We start from the raw sequence: 17,023 nt of genomic DNA on the forward strand, positions 1-17,023 counted from the left end.
CGTTCAAGATCGGGTAAAAGCTCTGGGGTGCGTGAGCCATGAAGTAGGCACAGGCCATCAGGCCAGACAGCAAAAACGCAACCGGCCGGGTGAAGAGGCCCAGCACAATCAATGCGCCGCCGATTAATTCCATCAATCCAGCCATCCAAGGCATAGAGAATGCGGCAACTTCCCATGCGGGGGCTTCTGGAAAATTTAGGATCTTTTGGGTGCCATGCTGCAAGAACATTAATCCAGTCATGATCCTCAATGCGCTAAGAGCATCCGTACGGAATGTGTTTAGTTTTTCAATCATAGTAAGCTCCACTCGTTAGAAGTGAGGCAGCCGCAATGGGCTGCTGTGAAGGACAATTAGAACATGCCATTGTCGTGGGCAAAATCCTCTGCGGCTGGGATCTTCTGAACAATATCCCAATGTTCAACGATCTTGCCTTCCTCATCGTGACGCACGATCTCGATAACTGCATTGCCCCAATCTGCATATTCGACCAAGGCCATGGTCAGATCACCGTCGGAAATCGTCTGGTGCACAGTGACGTTGCTCAATGTTCCATCGCTGTCTTTGAAGAAGCCAAAGATAGGCTCAATCCCATTTGGAACCATAGGATTGTGTTGGATATACTCATCGCCAAACAGTTCTTTGAGCGTTTCGATATCTCCGGCAATACCGGTATCAAAGAAGCGAACCGCGTTCATGGTGTTACGCGCAAGGTCCATGGTGGAGACGTATTTGTCCACGTCACCGCCGCCATCGATCATCGAGTTGCCATTCGCCGTTTCAGACTGCGGCACTTCAGCCTGCGTGGTATCCCAATGTTCGATGATCTGGCCATCTTCAAAGCGGAAGATGTCACCAACAATGGCCGTATCTTCGCCAAAGCTCACGCGAGCTTGAATTCCAACCAAATCACCTTGAGCAAGCACGCGCGCTATCTCACGCTGCGGCTTCATTCCGTTTTCTTTCATCCAAGTGACCCCGGCACGGATACCATCACGCCCATCTGCGATGGATGGCGAATGCTGGATGTAGTCGGGGTGATAAAGCTCATCGATAAGTTCAACGTTTTGAGCGTCAAACATTTCCGTCAGGGCGCGAATAGCGACGACTTTGTTTTCTTCCTCGCCTGCAAAGGCCGGTATGGCCAAAGAAAGCAATGTGGCGGTGGTTACGAGTAGGTGTTTCATTGGTTTGTCCTCGTTAAACTGAAAGGGTTCTAGGCTGCCAGATGGCTGATGTCGGTCGGGGAATTGTAAAACTCTGACAGGTTGATGATTTCCGTGGTTTCAGCATGTCGCAACACCGTAGGAACGCCCTGGCAACCTGCTAATCGACTGATCTGCTCTGCATCGGCAGCACGGGAGCGCGTGCCCTCGACAACATCTGCTGCACCTAACCGCTGACTATTTAGTCCTAAGCGCGCCAGTGTCTCCGCAACAAAGGTAGCATCTTGCGTGGAACGTCCTTCCACGAAATAACCATGTTGAAGAGCTTGCGCGAGCTTCAGCTCAATTTCAGGACCTAAGTCATGGATCAGGTAAGCCGCTTGAGCAGAAAGTCCCGACTCCAGAACCTCATCTTCTGACCGCAAGATATTGCGCTTGTAGGCCTTCCCAAAGGGCTGACCTGTTAAGGCATGTATGCGCGCATCAATGACGGCTGCCTGGGTGCCAAAGCCGTCGCCCATGCGATAGGCATTCGCACCTTGAAACAGATAGCGATGATAGAGTTCAACCTTGCCAGTGTGTACCAGCGCCTCCAACACCGGCCCGGCACCATAACACCAGCCACAATATGTGTCGTAGATAATGGTGAAGGTTGGCATCGGTTTCTCCCTTGGTTGAAGGGAATCTAACAACGGTCTAATGTCAGTAAAAGACAATGTTTCAGGAATGACTGTCAGCCAAAAGGTGACAATTGAAGAATGTGAATTTCAACAGGCTGAGTTACTTTGTTGCGGTTGTTGATGCAGGAACGATCACCGGTGCTGCCGATGCGTTGAACATCAGCAAAGCCGTGGTCAGCAAACAGATCCTGACATTGGAAGAAGAGCTCGGCACCGCTCTGTTGCATCGTAACACCCGGCACCTGCATCCTACTGACGCGGGACTGCGATTTTATGAACAGGCGAAAGCGGCGCTGTCTCAAGCGCAAGAGGCTTATGCCAAGGTTCAATCTGGCCGAGCAGTGCCCACGGGTCACCTGCGTATGACGGCACCGATGGATTATGGAACACTGCACCTTGCCCCGCTTGTAGCCCAGTTTGTACAAGACAATGAGGAAGTTTCTATTGACCTGCACCTTAGCGATGATCGGCTTGACCCCATTGAGCATCACTTTGATCTGAGCTTTCGAGTGGGTTGGCCGAGCGATTCTTCGAACCAGATGCGCAAAGTTGGCGCGTTTGAAGAATGGGTGGTGGCCTCGCCTAGTTTGGGTGATGTGGTGATGGAGCCGGAAGATTTGGCGAAACTGTCCTTCGTCGCGAACGCTGCACTCAAAAATGCGACTGAGTGGCGGTTTAGAAGGGGGGGAGAGCATCGCGATATATCGGTCAATGCGCCACTAAAGCTCAATGCATCACCAGCGATTAGCAGAGCGATTGCGACTGGTGAATGCTGTTCAATCGTGCCAGATTTTCTTGTTTTTGATGATGTTCTTGCGGGGCGGTTAGTCCGGCTGTTGCCGCATTGGTCACTCCGATCCGGTGGCATATATGCCGTAACGCCACCAACCAAGTATAAGCCGCTAGCGATAAAGGCGTTTATTGATCTGGTGGCAACTTATCACCGTGCCGGATTTGGGCGAACTTCGGTGTAAATTTTGGAACAGTAGACATTGACGGAGAAACTTTAATGGCGACCTTGTCCGTGTTTTGCACATGGCCTGACGAAAACTCACTGCATCTGGCACGAATGGCCGCTCTTTACACCGCATTGCCGAGCTCAAAATGATGCGCAGGCGGCAAATTCCGTGCCGCGTGCGCCCGCAGCGTAAAAATCAAATTCACAGGATGGGCTCACTATGGACCTTAGCCGCGGCGCCCACCGATGACCGCAAGGCCGGACTAAGCCGCCTTGGCATTTCGGCTTTCGCTTACGCAGCATCACTTTGCGTTTGCGGCGAAGCCCACGCTGCAGTGCCGCTCAAGTCACCGAAGCTGTCATTGCCGAGGTATTTTTTGCTAGACGCGCGTGAGAACTTTTTGAGGAACTATCTGAGAGTTCTGCACAAGTTGAACTAGGTAAATATTGTGAACCAATCACGATGGTCGGGGAGTTCTGAAGTGAGTCAAACACTCCTCAAGCCGGGCAGCGCCATCAACAATTTGGTTGCTTCTAGCGCACTTCCTTCATTGCTCATCTCAGTTTGAAAGATCAGATTTATTCAGGCCTACCTTCTCCATTGGCCAGCAGATGTGCCCATAATTTTTTTAAAGGACCGCTGGAAAGCCGATTCAGAACTGTAACCAACCTCATGGGCCACGGCTTCTACCATTAAACCTTGCTTCAACAACCGGCCAGCCAGCTCGATCCTCAACTTAGTTAAGTAGCTCATTGGCGGTTCGCCTACAAAGCGATGAAAACGTCCGGATAGCGAAGAACTAGACATCCCGGTTGATTTTGATAGCGATTCCAAGGTCCATTTCTTGGTGGGGTCTTGATGAATCAATTCGAGCACTTGTCCGATGTGTTTATCTTTCAAGGCTGTCAGCCAATTCTGTACGTTGTTTGAGTCCAATGTGTCCGTGCACTGCCGGAGTGCTCTTAAGAACATCAGTTCGCTCAGTTTGGCGACCATCGTATGGGCACCAGATGAGTTAGCCTTACTTTCCAACACTGCGGTACTTACCAACTCCCGCATCAGTTTGTCTTCTTCAAGGAAATTTTCTACTACGAGCATGTCGGGTAGTATTCCTATTAACGGATTGAACGGCGACTTGTCACAACCAAGGTAACCGCAAATCAAGTTGGCTTTGTCACCTGTCTCGCCAATGTTCATCATCGTGAAAGGCTTGGAACTTCTAGCCGCTGTTTTGTAAAATTCAACATCGGCAGGTGTACCTTCCCAAACTTCTAGATCAGATGTGATTATGTGTTTTCCGCCCGTTGGTAACATAAGAACGTCACCCGCTCCAATTGGGACAGGCCCGTAGGAGTCGTCGCCAAGTTTGGTAAAAATATTTCCCTCCAGAACAATATGGAAGGGAATGACGTGATCAGTATCTGGCATCATAGACGAGCCGATTTGATCCATCGATGGGTTCATTGAAATCCAAGGGTCAGACGCATGTACATCGAAATACAATGCGCCTTTCAGAGAAATTGCTCTCATTACATCGGCCAGAACGTCCATAAAAACCTCCGCTTGATGAGTCACAAGAATACAAATGCAATCCAGTTTTCGTCAAACCGAGTGGGACGATAGGGCATGAATCATGGATTTCCGGGCATTCTCTGTCGTCTCGAAAAGGTTCACAAATATCGTCACATTAGAATGGAGCTTCAGCACCCACACACAACAAAGCGCAATATCCCGACATCTCCAGATGCACTTCTTTCATTTTTTTGGCGTCTGGTCGGAGGGGGTAAAGCCGAGCTCACTAGTAGGAGAAGTGATATGAGATTCTCGAAATATGCAGCCCAGTTCGCCGTGGTCATGACGATAGTTGCTACGACCTCAACGACAGGATATGCGCGTGAAAGCCTTGAAGACCCGGCTGTAGGAAACGCGGTTATGACGCAGGAAATTATTGATCAGATCTACAGTTCGGGCACCATGCGGGCCGCCCAAGCTCCGCTTCTGTCTGAAATCTGTCCGCTGATAGTACCAAGTAGTTAGGCAATTTTGCCGCCCATCAAACGTCCGTCAAGAGCCGCCGAAAACTCAATCCGCTCCGATCGCAGCGGACTAAGTCCTGGTTACATCTGGCGATCTGGCTGGCCGCTCTTACCAGAAATTAAGCGACTTGAAGGTCACCGTTAACAAAACAACCGCCTTCCATCGGAACCCGACACCTGAGGCGGTCATTGCGAAGCTCAAGGAAGAAGCAGCAGCTATCGGAGCAAACGCAGTGATCAACGCCAAGGTCAGCGAGGTTCAGATTGGTCCCCTCAGCTGGGGAGTCCGAACCGGCAACGGTGTAGCGGTCAAACTGGAAGACTAAGCCAGTATAACGGCAATGAGGTTCACCCAGAGTGGGGAACACTCTGGGTGATTACGACGGCGCTCAATTTTTCGAGAACGTTAATCGCAGATTTGAACTAGGTATCATCACGAGGAGGTTAGAATTCCACCGCAGTCTTGCATTCGGATTCATATGTTTGCCTTCAAGTACGAAACAATAGCTGACGAAAGTTCATTGTGAATATCCGCGCGCGGACGGCCGCCCGCATCGTCGCACAGAGGGTCAAGTTCGTCCTCATCTATCAAAATTTTTGCGCCGCGTGGTTTGCATTGCGCCAGGAAACTAAAGTGGATCGCGTCTTCAACAATTGCATATCGCGCGGTGGGGATCAGTTCAGATGCCGCCCGAGCATAAACTCCGACTGGGATAGTTTCTTCTTCGCCTAGATTGATGATCAACATCGGGATGTCGATCTGCTCTAGGCTGTGTTCGGTCATTGTTTCAACAATCCCGGGGTCGATAATAACGGCCGTCTTGATTCGATGATCGCGCAAGTCTTGTGCCGCGGGAGACAGATCAAAGTCGTGTAAGTCGACGCCAAAATGGGCCAAGAATGCGCAGTCAGACATGCCATGATCCGTGTCATCGCAAAAGCGCTGTAGGAGGTCGGGATCAACCCGCGCACCAGCTGCTGCCATCGCCGTATAGCCGCCTGCTGAAAACCCCAAGATCGAGATATTGCTTGTATCGATATAGGGATAGGCGACTGCATTTGCGGTAATCTCGTCCAGAACAGCAGATACATCGGCTGGTCGTTCCCAAACACGGATTGCGGCCTGAGCGGATGCATTTCCAGTCGTTGTTCCGGGATGGTTCGGCAAAACAACAACGAAGCCAGCTTGCGCAAGTTCCGCCGCGATCCAGCCAAATTGGCCTGCGTTGCCACCCGCCCCGTGCGAGATAACAACCATCGGGAAACGTCCCGTTTTGTGCGGTGCATCGCGGCCCGCCGGCGTTCCGTAGAAAACGCCATTACCACCAACGGTGATGGCTTTGCCGCCAGGTGTTGCGGGATACCAAATGTTGAAATCAACCTCTGTTCCGCGAATGGGCGCAGATGCAGACCCATAGGTGATCCCCGCGGTTCCATCATAGGGCGGCCGCGTAAGATCGTAGGCAATCCAACCTGAAACACCAAGGGCAATGGCAAAAGCTGTTGTTTTGGCGAATGTTCCGAATTTTGACATCGGGTTTCTCCTTGTTTGTCAGATTGGCGATGTCCAGATCTTGGTGGAGTTGCACATAGCGCGCGTCCTAAAACGCGTTTGAGGTCGTCCTGAAACGCGTTTCAGGATAAATGTCATCACGAAAGCCACCTCGAAAGCCCCTGCATTCTATGCTGTTTGTACCTCTCCCATTGTTCGCCACATTGTTTCTTGTTCTGTTGCTGTGCCGGATCGTGCTGACCCGCGATATGAAGCTGCGCGCTCATCAGTTATTTGCAGGCCTTGTCGCGCTCTATGCAGTGCAATCGCTTTTGGTGACACTGCGTTGGGGATACGAGATTGAGGGGGTAGCCCCTTACCTGATTTTGTTGGCACCGGTTTTACCCGCGGTCGCTTATTTTTCTTATGCGGCACTTGCGGGCCGGCAAACGGGACGCAAGCTGTGGCCACTTGTCGTAGTCGCGATGAATTGGGTCGCTTTTGCGGCGCTGCCGTTTATCCCAGACCCGCTGATCCTGATGACATATCTTGGATTTGGTATGTTGCTGCTTGGACTGTGGTGGAAGGGTACAGATGCCTTGTCGCTGTCGCCGATCAACGATACGCGCGAAATCCGTTTCGCGATGTGTCTAACAGGGATGGCTTTGGTTGCATCGGGGTTAACAGACATCTTTCTGATCTTCGATTTTATCCGAAATGAAGGTCGCAACGCAGGGTTGGTTCTAACCTTTGTTCAGACGGTATTTATTCTTGCGATCGGTTTGGCGGCATCATTTGGACGCGCTGCTACAGTGTCTGAACCCGAAGAAGTTAACGTCCCTGCGCGGCCCGCGCCATCCGAACACGACAGCGACATTGTTGGTCGGATCGAAGGGCTTTTCAAGAAGGAGGGACTACACCGAGACGAAGACCTTAGCCTTCGACGCCTAGCCCGCCGACTTAGCCTTCCGGATCGTCAGGTTTCAAACGCGATCAACCGCGTCCGTCACATGAGCGTGTCGCAATTCGTTAATGATTTCCGCATTCAGGAAGCCTGCGTACTGTTGAATGAGACAGACAAATCGGTGCTAGAAATCTCGCTGACAGCAGGGTTTGCAACAAAATCCAACTTCAACCGAGAATTTTCGCGCGTTACAGGGTGCACACCAACAAGGTGGCGCAAGGAACACAGACTCGAAGGAACTTGAAGCATTGCCGACTTTGCGTCGAAGCTGTCGTTGCAAGCTACCCTTCAGTCGCTGGTTTCGAGTATTTTTGGCTCGGCGTGCCCCAAGAATACTGGTTGCGCCTTGGTTTGCATCGTAACCTGAGAAACTTAGAGACAGCGCTGCGGGCCTCAAGCCCGTTGTTCATGACAGAACCCTCTGTCCTAAATTGGGTTCAATTCAAGTATCATTAACTAAAGGCTCATAAAATCACTGCTGCCGAATTTTGCTGACTGCCTTGATCAATATCGTTGTGCTGAGCAATGTTACGAACCAAAAAAACCAGTCAGCCACAAAAAAGCTAGCAAGAAACTTGTCCTCCGGTCCTAATTTGCCTTCGACTGAGATGCCACCGACGTCTCTCCAATAGGAGATGGGTAAACCGGCAGATGGTAACAAATCATAGCAGAAGCCATTTGGGTTAACTTCTGTCTTTGGGCACAGGTTCCCAACCACCTCGCTACTATAGCGAACATACCAACCAGAGCTGATCGTCATCAGCAAAGACAAAACCATCAAAACTGCTAGAGACAAAAGCCGTTTTCTTGGTTGAGAATGCTCAGAGTCTTCCATCAAGTCCCTCTGACGCTCCAAAAGACTGTTTAGTATAAACTACATCTTCATCTCCTGAAATGCAGCCTGAGACAAGGTGAGCCGCACACAGACAGTCGCGAGCCTTCATAGCAAGATATCCTCGGTGATGCTTAGGATTGGGCATCTGGCACAGTTGAAGACTATCCGTTGATAGTGGATTCAAAACAGAGAAAAATTGCGCCAATCATCGAAATGAATGTTGCGGCGACGCCAAAGTACCTCAGCACAGGGCTGGCAAGGGTCAATGCCATAGCGTAGCCATGTGCCAATCGCGCAAGAAAAAACAAGCCTGCGGTTGCGCCCAGCAATACTGAGGGGCCAGCCTGCGCCTCGGCAAGTCCAATCAGAATGACGAAGAGTGGTGCATACTCGGTCAAGTTCGCCTGAGCACGAATTCGTCGTGACAACGTTGTGTCGCCTTCGTCTCCTATTGATGCGCCAATCATGCGCCGCAGTTGTATGACAAGCCAACTCAGAACAATCAGAAGCACCCCTAGGCTGCATGCCAAGATTGACGTTATGGGAAACATTAGAAATTCTCCGAAGCCAAAAGACGTTCACGTGGTTGATGACGCGCATTATAAAGATACCGTGCCCACATCAGAAACGGGCGGGTTAACAATCCCGCGTCTATTTCGATGGTCTCCGTCAAGCATGATCCACCGGTTTCAGTGTCCGTGACTGTTAGTGAATGGCGCCATGTTTTGACCCCAGCACCAACTTCCGATGATTGAAAATTCATTCTTTCATCGTCACAGACGACCACGGTCATGCTATAGGGCTGCCACGGCAATTTTCCGAACAACGACACCTCTACGTCCAGATGCTGGCCTTCATAGATACGTCCCTTGGGCAACTCCTTGAAGGCTATGAGCCCCTGCATAACCATTTCGAGGGCCTCAAAATCAGTCACGAGTTGCCAAACACGTTTTGGTGGCTGAGGGTATTGGTGGTGCAATGTGATAGATCTCATTTTTCAGTTTCCGTTGGATTAGTTGTCGATGCGCCAACCAGAACTTCGGCAAGATCTCGAATGCTTTTTTCGTCCAGATGTTTGGTAAATTCCGGCGCAAAAGTTCGACCGACATAAGCCCATGTCAAAATTGCAGCGCGCGCACGCGCCGCTTGAAGCGCGGTCCCATTCTTCACGAACACCTCTGTCAGAAAATCAATTCTTAACTGATCCACTTGCTTGACCGCGACTGCGACATTGCTATCGCTTCGGGCCCAACTTCGTACGCTGGCTTCAAGCTCTTGGGGGGCCGCAATGACTTGGGTGATGAGCATAAACAACTGATCTTTACCTTTAGGTATAGATCTCAACTCAGCAATGACTGCCTCGGTGATATCGTTTCGCCAGGCTGTCAGCAAGGCATCATGAAAGTCTTTAAGGGACTTGAAGTGCCAGTAAAAACTGCCACGAGAGACGTTCAAGTCTTTGACCATTCGATCCGCTTTAAGCCCAACAAAGCCTTCAGTTCTTAACACGTGAAACCCGTGCTGGATCCAATCATATGAGGACAATTGCTTGTTCATACCCAAAACATACAGTCCTGTATGTTAAAATCAATACAGAACTGTATGGCGCAGGAAAATTACCGATTCAGCAAAGGTAGTTATCGTCAAATATACCGCTGCTAGATCGTACACTTAGAGTTTTGCTCAGGGGCCTGGCGCATTGTGATGCGCTATCCCGTCCAATGTCGCCGTTCGTTGCCCCAATAGTACCGGCAAGTGGCGTAAATGATATTTGTGCCGTCTTTGCGATTTGCCTTGGCTCATTCATCGCAATTTTGCCGAACGACAGTTGCTACTGGCTGGTCCGAATAGATGCGCTAGAAGACGAGCAAAGCGAGGGGCACGTCATCCGCCTCTTATCGCGTGGAGCCGTCGTGCAAGCGCTTGTTGGCTTGGCGTTTCTGTTGACGGTCGCAGCACTATGGTCATGAGCCGAATTACCACCAGAACTCCAATCTTCGCAGATGCCAGTACAATCTCCGCCATTGACGCGCGAAGTTTGGCAACCGGTCATGCCACATTTCGCCAAACACCTCACGACTGGACCAGTTTCAAAACCTACTTTCTGACAAGGCATGGGCTGGGCCTGATCGCGGAAAATTCGAACAGTGAAGTAGGTTGGGCAGGGGTAAGTCCAACTTCCACGCGTGCGGTATATCAAGGTGTAGGTGAAGTCTCGATACAGGTGTTATCGGACGGGCAACGAAGCGGCATCGGCCAGCAGTTATTGAGGGCATTGGTCAGGGAATCGGAGCACGCAGGTTATTGGACATTGATTGCGCAGGTCTTTCCTGAAAGCCAATCCAGTATAACGCTTCACCGTGGTTTTGAGCTTTCACACCATCGGCACCAGAAAAAACTCAGACTAATGTGCTATGGCCCATTCGCAGATCGGTGGCGTGACGTAGTTTTTCTGGAACGGCGTAGTCAGGTCGTTGGTTGACCTGCCGGGTGACATGTTACTCCACAACAACCACTTGTCCCGTCAAAGCGCCTTCTACGCATTTTGTATATGCCAATCCAACGTCATGAGATGGCACTGGCTTATGGCCTTGAAACCAGGCGCCGTAACGTGTGGCAGATACATCCAACATCCGTGGGCTTACGACATTTACTCTCAGGCCACGTGGAAGTTCAATTGCAGCACTTTTTACGAAACCAGCCAACGCTCCGTTAGCTGTAGCTGCATTTACACCCATCCGAACTGGGTCGCGATCAAGGACGCCGCTCGTCAGGGTAAACGACCCACCGTCAGCCACTACGGCCAGTCCAGCAAGAACCAGGTTCACTTGCCCCATGACCTTTTGTCGAAGTCCGACCATGAATGCTTCCTGATCCATGTCACTAAATGGCGCAAAGGTTGCATCTCCTGCACACGAAACAACTGCATCAACAGCGCCGATCTTCTCATACATCGATTTCACCGCGTTCAGATCGCCCACATCGACATGATAGTCTCCGCCAGAGCGGCTCACGGTGACAATCTCGTGTCTTTGTTCTAATTCCATACAAGCGGCTTGCCCAATGTCACCAGCTGCTCCCACGACAATTATTCTCATATCTTATCCTTCAATATCTCATCATATCTCTGCAGTTTCCGCTCAAGAATTTTGCGACACCTATCCAATTCAGCTTGTCGCAGTTCAAGTCTCTGCCTGTGTGCCAATAGGGCAGCTTTCCGTTCGGGGATTGTTTCATCGCCGGAAGCATAAAGCTCCGCAAACACGCGCATTTCAGACAGCGGCATTCCGGTTGTGCGCAAAGATGCTAACAAGGCTAGCCAATCCGTGTTGGTCTCTGAAAAATGGCGATCTCCGCTGGGGTCACGTTTGATGAAAGGGCAAAGCCCGGATTTCTCATAGAAACGTATTGTGGAAATGCTCAGCCCAGTGCGTTCGGAAACTTCTGAAATCTTCATGATGGTTCGACCTATCTTTTTAGACTCATACCCACCTGAAGCAACTTTAGGTCAAGCAAAGTTTTTGACTTGATCACGGAAGCTGCCGTTCATGCATCGTGTAGCATTCGGGAGAATTGTGCTCTTTGCGGCTGGTAGATCGGTCGCAGCATATTTGACGGACTCCCCTAGCAGGAACGGCCCAGACCTGTCGTTGGTTACATCACCTCAATGCTGCAGCCGCAGCCCGTATTGCCGACATTCGCTGCAATCGAAAATCTGAGGCTCGGCAAATTCACGCGGTACGGGACTGCGACTCTGGATGAAACGCGTGGAATGCCAGCGGATCGACAAATGCGCGGCCCCGAGGAAAAGCCGGATGAGCGTTTAGTTACGGCTCCCATCCCGCGCCGAGTATTTTAGGTTGAATAACAGACTCTATCTGCTGATGGCAGCACGAGATCGAGCCAGGAACACATGCACCAAAATTCCCAGAAAATACAGGCCTGCAACCGCCGTCAGCAACCCTGAAACATCGGTGTACCCCAATACAGCAAGCAGCAGAGGCGTTCCCAGAAGGTTTCCGAGATTTCCCATCTGGGCCATTGCACCATATGCCAACGCCTGATCCTCTTCGGTGGTGTTGAGCTGCGGCACGGCGGCAAAACTTGCACCTTGAACGAGACCAAGAACCCCGAAAAGCCCAATGCAAATGGGGATCAACGGCAAACCCAAAAAGAACAGACCAATTGTTAGCACAGCGAGTGCAAATCCGAGGATGGCGATTGTCACGGCAGAGAACAGAATCAGCATAGCCGATACGACAACGAGGGAAACGACGATACTTGCAAGAGGCATCAGGCCAGCAACGATTGCACGGCTGTTGTCAGGCAGAAGGTCTGGCAGAACCGCCAACAATGACACAAAGGACAGCGTGTAGAACAGCCATCCAAACGCGGGGGCCGAAATGAACGGCGAACGGTAAGCTCTGATATGCTGACGAGCCACAGCTTTGATGTTAAGAGGTGTTGTGACCTTGGGCGAGGCATCCCGCGAGAGGACCGACATTGCGACCAACAGTACAGCAACGACAAGCATGAACACACCATGCACCACCAACAGGCTGCTCAATCCTTCTGTTGCGACATAAGGCAAGCCAAACCATGCCACCAATGCAAAAGAAACGCTAAAGAACGTACTCCAAAGCGTCATCGACATATCTCGGAAGCGGTCGGTGCTGATCTGCGCAATAAGGGTCGGTGCCGCCACAACAATGGCTAAATGCGATAGGCCTTCGATCAGGCGACTTAACAGCATTACGGTCAATCCCGGCAGGCTTGCCTGCCAAAACGATAACCCTGCACCGAGCAGGAGAGACAGAACCAGCACCCTGGCACAGCCGAAGCGGACGACAAATACACCTGCCATCATGCCAAGGATCGCGCCAACCGCGCTGATCAGGGTCAGAAGCCATCCGATTTCCACGCCGGCGCCAGCATACTGTGCCCGGACAAAGGCAAAAGGCACGGCGAACTTGGCAAATTGCGCAGCTGCTCCAAGGCCTGCCAGCCATAACAGAAAGATCAAAAGAACCATTCGTAAAGAAGATATCGCCATAGTTCAGGGATAGTGCTGAACTCTTTCCATCGCCACGCATAAAAAATGCGCGTTAGGTGCCGCTGACCAGCCGGACCGGCGTTCCGTCTGCGAGGTAAAGCCGTTCCCAACGAATTCCACCTGCGCTGATCCTGATCTTGTCGTGTACGGATTCTGATGTGCAGAATGACTTTGGCTTTGGCATATGAACTGACCACCAGTCAGAATCCACCAGTTCGGCTTCGGCCTGACGAATTTCATCGGTTGCAAACTGCCACAGGGAAACCCCAAGCAAATTCCGCTGCGACGTGCGCCAGTCTTTGGCTCGGCTGCGTGAATAGGCAAGACAGATATGACTGGCCTCTTCCACCAAATGCACGCAGTCACTTGATTTTTCGACCAAACGACGCAGGGCTGCATCATCAGTTTTTGACGCGGCGAGAACCTCAAAAGCTCTTCGCTGAAATTCAGGCTCTGGTGTCTGGCGCTCGGATTCCCACCTTGAGACTGTCGCTTGATCGACATTCAACGAATGTGCCAGCGCCAACTGCTTCATTCCCATTGCCCGTCTCGCCTGTCGCAAGCGCCGACCAAAGAATGGAAAAGGGATATCTACATCAGCGTTCATAATCGCAGGTTAGCAGATTTGAAGGTACCGACAAACTGATAGCCTTTCTGCAAGCGATGCAGACTATGTCAAAATACGTAAACCGTTCAGGGTCTCGATTTCGGCGCGATACCGCAGTTCCGACCCTGGTGACACGGATGGAGCGTGCTCAATACCAAGCTCTCGGTAGAGTTTAGTCACTGAAATTGGATCTGGATGTGTCAGTTCGAAGGATTTGAGCCGTGCGCCCATTTCGGGAATTTCATCCATGGAGGTTGGGGTAGACCGATGATCAATCCAGGACGGCGCTGCCCCACCTAGAGGCAAGCTCCCATCCTTCGCAATAGAGAAGCTGAACTCTGGCTCATCTGGCGGCAACGCGACATGTTCCCCAAAGGTCTCCATTCGTCCTGACAGGGTAGCGTTCATATCAGGCGTGCTCGCGACCCACCCTCGCAGTCTTCGACCATTGTCCCAGTCCATCCTGACTCTCTCTTGATGGTCGAGGCCAAACCATCTTGGCCGATGCGGCTTGGCGCCTTCCGGATCAATAGCAACAATTTCCAGATATACCCGATCGCCGAGTTGGAGCCGGTGATTGTGCGTGCCCATGTAGGCGTGGCGAGTGCCAAATGGAATGTCGAGATCAAGGCATTGGCGGACGTGCAACACGCCTTCGTCGAGTGTTGGCGCAATTACAGTTATATGATCTAGCCTGTGCATTTCTGGTGCACTCCATTTGAATGACGAAACAATTATTCGTAGTGCAGTCGTATCGGGAAGATATCATTTGTGTCTAGCTTTGAGAGCCTCCAGCCCTCCTGCACTTTGGATCAGATAGCCGTGCGGTAATGCGGCATCCATTTGGATCAAACTTAAAAAATCGACGTTGTGGACGGCCCTCTCCGGACATACGAAAATCTCCCGATTTGGCCTTTCCCCTTCCCGAAAGTGGTCATTGATACTTTTCGGAGCATTGAGAAAATTTCCCATTCCAAATGGGTCTGAACTATAAACTATAAGTGCATACGAGTCGTAGCGGAGCCCGTAGGAATGAAATTGATCCCTGTGAACACATTGGTGTCATCGTGCCCGGCAGCGTTTTGGTACTGGCGTTGGCGCTAATTTCTCTACATTTCCTGCCAAGCATCACCCCCTCGCTCACTTTGGGAGACTTGGGTCTATGGTGATACTTGCATTTGTCGCGGACCACTTTGTACGGGCAGGGGGAAATGTTTGGGAGGCCATCGTGTGGGAAGTCCTTGGGGAGGTACGCTTGTGGAATATCTTTACGCTATACGCGCCCAACTCGATGACCAAAATGTGCGTATCGATGCGCGGCACTCCGTCGCCGCAAAAAACCTTAATCTGCGGCAACTTCGCGACAATCTCTTCTAGCTTGTGTCGTACGGTTCCCATGTCTGATCCTCCGTTTCCGAACTATAAGGGCGAACCACTTCAGTGGGGGAAGGCCACCAATGAGCTCGGTCGGCCGTTCATCTCTTGAGCCAGTGATATCAGGTATCGCATACCCAATGTAATTCCTTTCTGCACAAGACTGAGCGGCTCGCCCCAATCATCCATCCACTATTGCTCGCATTGAGCTGGCATGATTGACTGACAACACAAATGGGGCTGCCCCGAAATCAACGGAGAGAGAAATGAAATCCTTGAAATTAGCATTACTCGGTGGCGCGCTAAGCATGTCAGCAATGGGCGCATCCGCCGAAACATTTCGTTGGGCATCTACCACCGACCCACAAACAATGGACCCGCATGCTGTAAACTCCGCACCTGTTCTGTCATTTCTGAACAATATCTACGAGGGGCTTGTTCGCCGTGGGCAGGACATGTCGATCGAGCCATCGTTGGCCACATCGTGGGAGCCGCTCGAAGGTGAAAACGGCTGGCGTTTCAAGCTTCGCGAAGGTGTGACGTTTCAAAATGGAGCCGCATTTACATCCGAAGACGTATTGTTCTCTTATCAGCGCGCATCCAATGAAGCGGCCGATGTGCGGTCGTGGTTTGCACCCGTCACAGATGTGCGGGTCGTAGATGAATACACGGTCGATTTTGTCACCTCGGCGCCCAACCCGCTGTTTCCCGATTCAATCGCAAACTTCATGATCCTTGATAAGGATTGGGCAGAGGCCAATGGCGCGGCCCTTCCCGCGCGCGATGCGGAAAACTTTGCAACTATGAACGTCAATGGAACAGGCCCTTTCACATTGGCCAGCCGCGATCCCGGCGTGCGGACGACGTTGACGCCGAATGAGAACTGGTGGGATGACGTTGGCCACAACGTCACCGAGGCCGTTTTCACACCCATCGGCAACTCTGCAACGGGCCTCGCGGCGCTTCTATCTGGTGAGATTGATTTCATTCAACCGATCCCACTACAAGACATCGCGCAGGTGGAAGGCCGTGATGGATTTAAGGTGCTGGAGGGCGAAGAAACCCGTGTGATCATGTTTGGCTTTGGCCATGAACATGATGCTCTGCTGTATTCATCCGACGTGACAGACAAAAACCCGTTTGCCGACCCGCGCGTGCGTTTGGCGGCGGCCCATGCGTTGGACATAGCGTCTATCGACCGCGTGCTGTTCCGTGGAAAAATCGAGCCGGCAAGCCAGCTGGTGCCGGCCGGAATCTCGGGGTTCTCTGAAGCGAACCAAGACCGCCCCGCGTTTGATCCAGAGCGCGCCAAGGAGTTGTTGGCAGAGGCAGGGTATCCTGATGGGTTCTCATTCGGCCTTAAGTGCACCAATGACCGTTATATCAACGACGAAGCCCTGTGTCGTGCGGCGGCCTCCATGTTTGCTGCCGTAGGGTTGGACGCAGAGCTAACCACCGGTCCAGTGCGCGATTACTGGCCGCAACTGCGTGAAGATGATTTCGACATGTATCTGTTGGGCTGGTCGCCGGGCACCTTTGACATGGAGCATCCGATCCGGTTCCTGATGCACAGCCAAGACGACGAACGCAAATTGGGATCGTGGAATTTCGGAAACTATTCCAACACGCGCGTGGATGCGTTGCTGCCGCAAATTCAGCAAGAAATCGATCCAGCAGCGCGCCAGGCCATGATCGACGAGGTCATTGCAATCACCCAAGACGAGGTCGCCTATATCCCGCTGTACACACAACCACTGATCTGGGCCGCGAAAGACAACATCGACCTGACACAACGTGCGGATAACTTCTTCATGCTGCGTTGGGTTACAGTGAACTGATCCGGCCATAGGGCAAAAAGG

The 17,023-nt window shown here is 51.6% G+C and carries 21 protein-coding genes; 7 read left to right on the top strand and 14 right to left on the bottom strand.

The features are described from left to right. The 3 genes from V6N04_RS13225 to V6N04_RS13235 form a co-directional block, all read right to left on the bottom strand. On the bottom strand, positions 1-295 hold a 295-nt coding region (locus tag V6N04_RS13225), incomplete at its 3' end, for a DoxX family protein (RefSeq protein WP_371170661.1). Between the two features lie 56 nt (positions 296-351). Then, positions 352-1,185, bottom strand: a complete 834-nt coding sequence (locus V6N04_RS13230; protein ID WP_371170662.1) for a nuclear transport factor 2 family protein — start codon at positions 1,183-1,185, stop codon at positions 352-354. 29 nt (positions 1,186-1,214) lie between these two features. Next, entirely contained in the window at positions 1,215-1,823 is a 609-nt protein-coding gene (locus V6N04_RS13235) for a DsbA family protein (RefSeq protein ID WP_371170663.1), read from the bottom strand. A 101-nt stretch (positions 1,824-1,924) separates the two neighbouring features. Between V6N04_RS13235 and V6N04_RS13240 the strand changes: the two genes are divergently transcribed. Next, on the top strand, positions 1,925-2,818 hold the full coding sequence (locus V6N04_RS13240) for a LysR family transcriptional regulator (protein WP_371170811.1): 894 nt from the start codon (positions 1,925-1,927) through the stop codon (positions 2,816-2,818). Positions 2,819-3,391: 573 nt separating this feature from the next. Here the strand turns inward: V6N04_RS13240 and V6N04_RS13245 are convergent. Beyond that, complete coding sequence (locus tag V6N04_RS13245) at positions 3,392-4,354, bottom strand: AraC family transcriptional regulator (protein WP_371170664.1); 963 nt, start codon at positions 4,352-4,354, stop codon at positions 3,392-3,394. A 264-nt stretch (positions 4,355-4,618) separates the two neighbouring features. On the opposite strand from V6N04_RS13245, the gene V6N04_RS13250 reads away from it, so the two are divergent. Continuing rightward, positions 4,619-4,840 (top strand): hypothetical protein, encoded by a 222-nt coding sequence (locus V6N04_RS13250; RefSeq protein WP_371170665.1) that lies wholly within the window; start codon positions 4,619-4,621, stop codon positions 4,838-4,840. A 127-nt stretch (positions 4,841-4,967) separates the two neighbouring features. Beyond that, complete coding sequence (locus tag V6N04_RS13255; RefSeq protein WP_371170666.1) at positions 4,968-5,165, top strand: hypothetical protein; 198 nt, start codon at positions 4,968-4,970, stop codon at positions 5,163-5,165. A 149-nt stretch (positions 5,166-5,314) separates the two neighbouring features. On the opposite strand, the gene V6N04_RS13260 is transcribed toward V6N04_RS13255, so the two are convergent. Then, positions 5,315-6,373 (bottom strand): alpha/beta hydrolase family protein, encoded by a 1,059-nt coding sequence (locus V6N04_RS13260; protein ID WP_371170667.1) that lies wholly within the window; start codon positions 6,371-6,373, stop codon positions 5,315-5,317. Between the two features lie 149 nt (positions 6,374-6,522). Between V6N04_RS13260 and V6N04_RS13265 the strand changes: the two genes are divergently transcribed. Continuing rightward, positions 6,523-7,539: a helix-turn-helix domain-containing protein gene (locus tag V6N04_RS13265; protein WP_371170668.1), complete on the top strand. Its 1,017-nt coding sequence runs from the start codon at positions 6,523-6,525 to the stop codon at positions 7,537-7,539. Between the two features lie 228 nt (positions 7,540-7,767). On the opposite strand, the gene V6N04_RS13270 is transcribed toward V6N04_RS13265, so the two are convergent. From V6N04_RS13270 to V6N04_RS13285, 4 genes are all read right to left on the bottom strand, one after another. Next, positions 7,768-8,130: a hypothetical protein gene (locus tag V6N04_RS13270; protein WP_371170669.1), complete on the bottom strand. Its 363-nt coding sequence runs from the start codon at positions 8,128-8,130 to the stop codon at positions 7,768-7,770. Positions 8,131-8,291: 161 nt separating this feature from the next. Next, positions 8,292-8,681, bottom strand: coding sequence for an MAPEG family protein (locus V6N04_RS13275; RefSeq protein WP_371170670.1), 390 nt, complete (start codon positions 8,679-8,681; stop codon positions 8,292-8,294). Next, positions 8,681-9,124, bottom strand: a complete 444-nt coding sequence (locus V6N04_RS13280; RefSeq protein WP_371170671.1) for an SRPBCC family protein — start codon at positions 9,122-9,124, stop codon at positions 8,681-8,683. The genes V6N04_RS13275 and V6N04_RS13280 overlap by 1 nt, the downstream gene beginning before the upstream one ends. Then, entirely contained in the window at positions 9,121-9,687 is a 567-nt protein-coding gene (locus V6N04_RS13285) for a TetR/AcrR family transcriptional regulator (RefSeq protein WP_371170672.1), read from the bottom strand. Before V6N04_RS13285 ends, V6N04_RS13280 begins: the two co-directional genes overlap by 4 nt. Positions 9,688-9,851: 164 nt before the next feature. On the opposite strand from V6N04_RS13285, the gene V6N04_RS13290 reads away from it, so the two are divergent. Both V6N04_RS13290 and V6N04_RS13295 read left to right on the top strand, forming a co-directional pair. Further along, entirely contained in the window at positions 9,852-10,100 is a 249-nt protein-coding gene (locus V6N04_RS13290; RefSeq protein WP_371170673.1) for a hypothetical protein, read from the top strand. After that, complete coding sequence (locus V6N04_RS13295; RefSeq protein ID WP_371170674.1) at positions 10,097-10,612, top strand: GNAT family N-acetyltransferase; 516 nt, start codon at positions 10,097-10,099, stop codon at positions 10,610-10,612. The genes V6N04_RS13290 and V6N04_RS13295 overlap by 4 nt, the downstream gene beginning before the upstream one ends. Before the next feature lie 16 nt (positions 10,613-10,628). On the opposite strand, the gene V6N04_RS13300 is transcribed toward V6N04_RS13295, so the two are convergent. The 5 genes from V6N04_RS13300 to V6N04_RS13320 all read right to left on the bottom strand — a co-directional run bounded on the left by V6N04_RS13300 (position 10,629) and on the right by V6N04_RS13320 (position 14,492). Further along, a complete protein-coding gene (locus V6N04_RS13300; protein WP_371170675.1) occupies positions 10,629-11,228 on the bottom strand; it encodes a short chain dehydrogenase in 600 nt (199 codons plus the stop codon). After that, a complete protein-coding gene (locus tag V6N04_RS13305; RefSeq protein ID WP_371170676.1) occupies positions 11,225-11,587 on the bottom strand; it encodes a MerR family transcriptional regulator in 363 nt (120 codons plus the stop codon). Before V6N04_RS13305 ends, V6N04_RS13300 begins: the two co-directional genes overlap by 4 nt. Before the next feature lie 417 nt (positions 11,588-12,004). Further along, positions 12,005-13,153 (bottom strand): MFS transporter, encoded by a 1,149-nt coding sequence (locus V6N04_RS13310; protein WP_371170677.1) that lies wholly within the window; start codon positions 13,151-13,153, stop codon positions 12,005-12,007. Positions 13,154-13,235: 82 nt separating this feature from the next. Continuing rightward, entirely contained in the window at positions 13,236-13,790 is a 555-nt protein-coding gene (locus tag V6N04_RS13315) for a helix-turn-helix domain-containing protein (RefSeq protein WP_371170678.1), read from the bottom strand. A 63-nt stretch (positions 13,791-13,853) separates the two neighbouring features. Next, on the bottom strand, positions 13,854-14,492 hold the full coding sequence (locus tag V6N04_RS13320; protein ID WP_371170679.1) for a VOC family protein: 639 nt from the start codon (positions 14,490-14,492) through the stop codon (positions 13,854-13,856). Positions 14,493-15,430: 938 nt separating this feature from the next. On the opposite strand from V6N04_RS13320, the gene V6N04_RS13325 reads away from it, so the two are divergent. Beyond that, positions 15,431-17,002, top strand: a complete 1,572-nt coding sequence (locus V6N04_RS13325; protein ID WP_371170680.1) for an ABC transporter substrate-binding protein — start codon at positions 15,431-15,433, stop codon at positions 17,000-17,002. Positions 17,003-17,023 lie beyond the last annotated feature (21 nt).

The organism is Aliiroseovarius conchicola, from assembly GCF_041403445.1.
GTDB classification, from domain to species: Bacteria; Pseudomonadota; Alphaproteobacteria; order Rhodobacterales; family Rhodobacteraceae; genus Aliiroseovarius; species Aliiroseovarius conchicola.